At 63.0% G+C, this 5,743-nt stretch carries 6 protein-coding genes and 1 pseudogene; 5 read left to right on the top strand and 2 right to left on the bottom strand.

Features of this window, described 5'->3' with window-relative positions; all coding sequences use genetic code 11:
- The 3 genes and pseudogenes from AC1DBQ_RS20995 to AC1DBQ_RS20985 all read left to right on the top strand — a co-directional run.
- A pseudogene (locus tag AC1DBQ_RS20995) lies at positions 1-156 on the top strand (lipoyl synthase); the annotation flags it as partial.
- 91 nt (positions 157-247) lie between these two features.
- Positions 248-997, top strand: coding sequence for a DUF4191 domain-containing protein (locus AC1DBQ_RS20990; protein WP_476930352.1), 750 nt, complete (start codon positions 248-250; stop codon positions 995-997).
- 173 nt (positions 998-1,170) lie between these two features.
- Positions 1,171-1,533: a DUF3817 domain-containing protein gene (locus tag AC1DBQ_RS20985; RefSeq protein WP_476930351.1), complete on the top strand. Its 363-nt coding sequence runs from the start codon at positions 1,171-1,173 to the stop codon at positions 1,531-1,533.
- Between the two features lie 200 nt (positions 1,534-1,733).
- Here the strand turns inward: AC1DBQ_RS20985 and AC1DBQ_RS20980 are convergent, their stop codons facing one another.
- Complete coding sequence (locus AC1DBQ_RS20980; protein WP_476930350.1) at positions 1,734-2,171, bottom strand: RDD family protein; 438 nt, start codon at positions 2,169-2,171, stop codon at positions 1,734-1,736.
- Positions 2,172-2,454: 283 nt separating this feature from the next.
- On the opposite strand from AC1DBQ_RS20980, the gene glnA reads away from it, so the two are divergent.
- The gene (gene glnA / locus AC1DBQ_RS20975) at positions 2,455-3,879 is read left to right on the top strand and encodes a type I glutamate--ammonia ligase (protein ID WP_476930349.1); all 1,425 of its coding nucleotides are present in this window, start codon (positions 2,455-2,457) and stop codon (positions 3,877-3,879) included.
- Positions 3,880-5,000: 1,121 nt separating this feature from the next.
- Here the strand turns inward: glnA and AC1DBQ_RS20970 are convergent.
- Positions 5,001-5,174: a DUF4236 domain-containing protein gene (locus AC1DBQ_RS20970; RefSeq protein WP_476930348.1), complete on the bottom strand. Its 174-nt coding sequence runs from the start codon at positions 5,172-5,174 to the stop codon at positions 5,001-5,003.
- A 257-nt stretch (positions 5,175-5,431) separates the two neighbouring features.
- On the opposite strand from AC1DBQ_RS20970, the gene AC1DBQ_RS20965 reads away from it, so the two are divergent.
- Complete coding sequence (locus AC1DBQ_RS20965; protein ID WP_476930347.1) at positions 5,432-5,683, top strand: helix-turn-helix domain-containing protein; 252 nt, start codon at positions 5,432-5,434, stop codon at positions 5,681-5,683.
- The last annotated feature ends 60 nt before the right edge of the window (positions 5,684-5,743 follow it).

Below are 5,743 nucleotides of genomic sequence, written 5' to 3'. Positions count from 1 at the left end.
TCCGGACCCCTGGTGCGCTCCTCCTACCGCGCCGGCCGGCTCTGGGCCACCGCGATGCGCAAGAAGGGCTGGGAAATCCCGGCCCAGCTCGCCCACATCGAAAGCTCCGGCAGCACCCGCCAGGAAGCCAGCTCCATCCTCGCCGCGCATTCCTGAATCCTGTTCCAGAACCCTTCCACCTGGGGGCCGGCACCGGATGATTCCGGCGTCCGGCCCTTAGCCATGAATCACGTAGAATTAAGGCACTATGGCGAATTCCCCTGACTCCAGCAGCTCCAGCCCGGCTTCCGATGCTCCGAAGCGCGGTCTTTTCTCCCGCAAGCCCAAGGAAGCAAAGGCCAAGAAGCCGAGCCGGCTGAAGCAGATCGGCGAGGTCTTCCAGATGACGCGCCGCCACGATCCCATGGTTCCGTGGCTCATGCTGCTGGCGTTCCTGGGCGTTGTCGCCGCCAGCCTCCTGGTCGGCTTCCTGCTCGATAACTGGATCACCGGCCTGATCATCGGCATCGCGCTGGGCGCCATTGCCGCAACCTTGATCCTGTCCCGCCGCGCCGAGCGCGCCGCGTTCGCGCAGATCGAGGGCCAGCCGGGCGCCTCGGGTGCCGCGCTGGGCACGCTCAAGCGCGGCTGGATCACCGAGGATCAGCCCGTTGCTGTCAACCCCCGCACGCAGGACGCCGTCTTCCGCGCCATCGGCCGTCCCGGCGTCGTGCTTGTCAGCGAKGGGCCCAGCAACCGGGTCAAGCCTCTGGTCGACGCCGAACGCAAGCGGCTCTCGCGCATCCTGCCCAACGTCACAATCCACGTGATCGAAAGTGGCCGCGGCGAGGGCCAGGTGCCGCTCAGCCAGCTCGCCAAGAAGATGAACAAGCTCAAGGGCGAATTGACAAAGACCGAGGTCAGCGCTGTGTCCAAGCGCATTTCCTCGCTCGGCGGCCGCCTCCCCATCCCGAAGGGCATCGATCCCTACAAGGCCCGCCCGACCCGCGGACGCTAGGCCCTGCCCCCAGCCCCATAGGCAGCACTGCACGCCAGCTGTACAGGATCGCCCCGGTCGCGCCCCCTTCAGGCCGCCAGCCGGGGCTTTTCCATGATCGCCMGACGGCGACCGGCCACGACGCCCGCACCACGACCGTCAGCACCCAGAACTTCAGGAACCAGGAGACCCGCATGAAACTTCCATCGACCGACGCCATGATCCGCGTTTTCCGGGGGCTGGCGATTGCCGAAGCGTTCAGCTGGGCCGCACTGCTGACGGGCATGGTCMTCAAGTGGGTGACGCGGACGACGGAACTGGGCGTGGAGGTTGCCGGTCCGATCCACGGGGCGTTCTTCATCGGCTATGCCATCGCGGTGTTGAGTCTGTGGGCGATGCTTCGCTGGCCGTTCAAGGTTKCCATGCTCGCGGGCGTCTCCGCCGTCTTMCCGTTCGCGACCGTCTGGTTTGAACGCTGGGCCGGCCGCCGCGGCCATCTKGGGGTGCAGGTCGKAGCGGCTGCGCGGACGACGGCCCAGGAGACGGCGGGGGTCTAGTTCCGCCCGGGACMTCGGGTTCTGTGCGCCCTGGCAACATCGCTGCCCATCTGACGCATATGGCCGCTATCCGGGGACGTTTGACGGCCATTCGTGGAGAACCGCAGCCAAGAGGTGGCGGCCGGCCGGCCATACGTCGCAAACGACGAGGGAACGCCCCGCCCTGACAGCCTGGCACCGCCGTCGGACGCGGGCAGKACCTACATCCGGACGAGCACGGTATTCATAGCTTTGTCGTGCAGTCCGCGCTGGTCCGGGTCGAAGATGACGGCCGGAATGACGAGGCACAGCAGAAGGGTGCGCACCAAGGCCGCGAGAGGGCCCGCCGGGCCGCCGCCCAAGCGCAGCACGTGGATGCTTACGATCCGGTGGCCGATGCTGTAGCCGAGGGTGCCGACGAGAAGGATCTGTTCGACGGCAAACACGGCCAGCGTGGCMCAGGAGTCGCCAGCGAAGGCGAAATTGCTGATCAGCAGCGCGATGCCCCAGTCGATGCAGATCGCCAAAATGCGGCGGCCCGCGCGGGCGATCGAGCCTGGCCCGGCCTCGGGCAGTCCAAGCCGTTCCCCGGGGTACTTGGAGATGCCGGATGTGTCCGGCCCGCTGAGCCATGAACCGATGTCTTTGCGATCTACCACCGTCCAAGCTTATCGGGTCAGGGCCGTCCACAGTGTGGGCGGCCCTGTGTCACACTGTGGAACTGGATAGGTCACACTGTGGACCGGCGACTAGCGTTTACCTGTCAGKGCGTTCTGTAACCTCCCCGAAACAATACGGACACTGCGGGGAAACCCCACGTCCTTAGAGTGGTAACAGTTGCTAGCGGTTCAGAAGCGGGGATGCTTTATTGCCTTCCCGCTGTTGGACTGCCCTGGACCAATGTGCCTGACGGCCAGATCTTTCATATGCGTAAGGAGCATAATGTTCAAGACTGCGGACGAAGTCCTCAAGTTCATCAAAGACGAAGACATCAAATTCGTCGACATCCGCTTCACCGATCTTCCTGGCGTTCAGCAGCACTTCAACGTGCCCGCCAAGAGCGTTGATGCCGACTTCTTCGTCAATGGCCAGCTCTTCGACGGGTCTTCGATCCGCGGCTTCCAGGGCATCGCCGAGTCTGACATGCAGCTCATCCCGGACGTGACCACGGCATTCCTCGACACGTTCCGCATGGAAAAGACCCTTGCGCTGAACTTCTCGATCGTGAACCCCCGCACTGGCGATCCGTACCACCGCGACCCCCGCGGCGTGGCCGAGAAGGCCGAAGCCTACCTCGCCTCCACCGGCATCGCCGACACCGCCTTCTTCGCCCCCGAGGCCGAGTTCTTCGTCTTCGACAACGTCCAGTACCAGTCCTCCCCGCAGGGCAGCTTTTACAAGATCGACTCCGAGGAAGCTCACTGGAACACCGGCCGTGAGGAAGAGGGCGGCAACCTCGGCTACAAGACCCCGGTCAAGGGCGGCTACTTCCCCGTCTCCCCCACCGACAAGCAGKCCGACCTCCGCGACGCCATGTGTGTTGCGCTGGACGAGGCCGGCCTTGAGGTCGAGCGCAGCCACCACGAGGTCGGTTCCGCTGGCCAGGCTGAAATCAACTACAAGTTCACCACCCTGACCCACGCGGCTGATGACCTGCAGAAGTTCAAGTACGTCATCAAGAACACTGCCGACGCCTGGGGCAAGTMCGTGACCTTCATGCCGAAGCCGGTCTTCGGTGACAACGGCTCGGGCATGCACTGCCACMAGTCGCTGTGGACCGGTGGCGAGCCGCTCTTCTACGACGAGAAGGGCTACGCCGGCCTGTCCGACACCGCCCGCTGGTACATCGGTGGCCTGCTGAAGCACTCCTCCGCAGTGCTGGCCTTCACCAACCCGACGGTTAACTCCTACCGCCGCCTGGTCAAGGGCTTCGAAGCCCCGGTCAACATGGTCTACTCGCAGGGCAACCGCTCCGCCGGTATCCGCATCCCGATCACGGGCTCCAACMCGAAGGCCAAGCGCATCGAGTTCCGCGCTCCGGATCCCTCCTCCAACCCGTACCTGGCATTCGCTGCCCAGCTGATGGCCGGCATTGACGGCATCMGCAACCGGATCGAACCCCCGGCTCCGATCGACAAGGACCTCTACGAGCTCCCCGCCGAAGAAGCCAAGGACATCCCCAAGGCCCCGGGCACCCTCGAGGAAGCCCTGGAGGCACTGGCCGAGGACAACGAGTTCCTGCAGGCCGGCGGCGTCTTCACCCAGGACCTGATCGACACTTGGATCGAGTACAAGTACGAGAACGAGATCCGTCCGCTCTCGCTGCGCCCGAACCCGTACGAGTTCGAGCTCTACTACGGCGTCTAGCTAGATCACAGGGCTAAATCGGCTTTAGTCCGCAGAGAGTCCGCACGAGCTGCCAGCACTTCCGCACCGGCAGCCCGTGCGGACTTTTCTTTTATCTGGCCACATATGCCCGTGCACATCGAGTGTCGTCTTCGCTGACGCGTGCCGCAGGGATTTCTGAACTACTTTCACGTCGAGGCCCCTGGAGATGAGTAGAGACGCGAAGATGGGACGGCAGACCGGGTGGGCGGGGCAAATCTTGCCAGCCGTAACGGCTTGTCGACTTCTCCGGTGAGTCAACTCCCTCTMTCCGAGTTTTTTGCCCATTCAGAAAAGGATTCTCTGAATGATTGGAAGCCATGKCCGGGCTATGAACYTGGCTATCAAGGCCGGCAAGGGCACGCTGACGGACGCTCACGCCCCACAAGAAACTCCGCCAGTCGCTGCGACTGGCGGGGTCCTGAGAAGTTCCGCGCCATCCGTTGGGCAGACAGGTGCCCGGATTCCTGCCAGCCTGGGCCGGGCACCCTTGATGCCAGTGTTACCCGTGTGGTTATACTCATGCTTGGGGGCGCCTTAGCCGGTGTATGTCGGAAGCGTTCAGCAGTCACAAACTATCTGCCAACGAACCGACAGGAGGTGCGGGGAACCGTGCCAGCATTGAAACGATCGATCTTCCGTAAAGCGGCGGCCGCTGCCGCCCTATCCATTGCCCTGGGAGCCGGAACGCTCGCCGCGGCGGCCCCGGCCAGCGCCGCAACCTGTGGATCGGAATTCATTTTCTGCCCCTCGTCATGTGCTCAAACTACGGCGAGTTGCACAGCCGGCGTGTCCACCGTGTATGTCACTCCAGGAACAATCCTGGGGGCGAACACGTATGGCTGGCCCAAGGGCACCAAGCTGGAATACCGCTGRTTCTTGAATGGCGAAATCTTTGCGGGCGGCTGGAATGCAACCACTAGGGTCTGGGGGCCGCCGGCCAGAGACAGCAAAGGCGACAAGTACGTCGTGCGCGTCAAGGGCACGTTGGGGAACCAGGTCAGCTATCGGTTCAGCAGGACGTACGTCGTCCGGTACTAACCACCACGCGCAGAGAACCCCCGTCAGTCATCACGACTGACGGGGGTTCTGCGTTGGACTGGCTAGCGCCGCTTACCGAATCTGAACGATAGGCCCGCCAATAGGCGGATAGTTCCGCCGCCCCTGCTATTGAGGGTCATGCGTCCTATGCGCTTGGAAACGCTCGCACCGGACTTTGAAAGATTGAGCGCTGAACCCTTGCCAAGCCTGACGCGCTTTCTAAAGACGGAACCCACGTTTCTTTCCCCATCAGTTGTCGTACCCAGACCCTACTGTCTCTTACGTGGTCTAGATAGATGTTGAAGCGGTGGTCGCGATGCTGGATGAAATGCTGGCGGATCCAGGCTCCTTGAACTACGCGGAGCTGGAGCCCGAATACGAGTTCCTGGAGCCCGCCACTCACTGCACCTGCTCATGCCACGGCTAGCTAAGCTCTATGGATGACAATTGAAGAACCTCTTGTGTCCGAGGTCCCTACGAGCCGCAAGGTGACATGCGCGAGGAGAAATACCCTGCCGAGCTGCTCCTGTACACGCCCAGGCAGGTCGGGGAGATGTTCGGGCTCAGCAAGTCCACAATCATGGCCCTCCGCATCAGCCAGCGGTGGCCATATCGGAAAGTCGGAGGAAGCATTCTGTTCAGCCGATCCGACATGGACAGCATCCTGGAATCCACAGCGAGAGAGCCCGAGCCCCGACGCCCAACCAGGACACGACGGCCGCGCGAAATCCGACCGTCCAGATAGTCTTCCAGTCCGCAGAAAGTCCGCAAGAAGTTAAGAGCCGGGCAACTCGAGCCAATCATG

It is taken from the genome of Arthrobacter sp. 10T413_2, from assembly GCF_056394205.1.
Note: the sequence above shows the minus strand (reverse complement) of the source record. Positions and strands in the feature narration are given on the sequence as shown.

Excerpts from the sequence above, each read along its gene's own strand:
- AC1DBQ_RS20965 (WP_476930347.1), top strand. The coding sequence starts at position 5,432 with ATGCGCGAGGAGAAATACCCTGCCGAGCTGCTCCTGTACACGCCCAGG.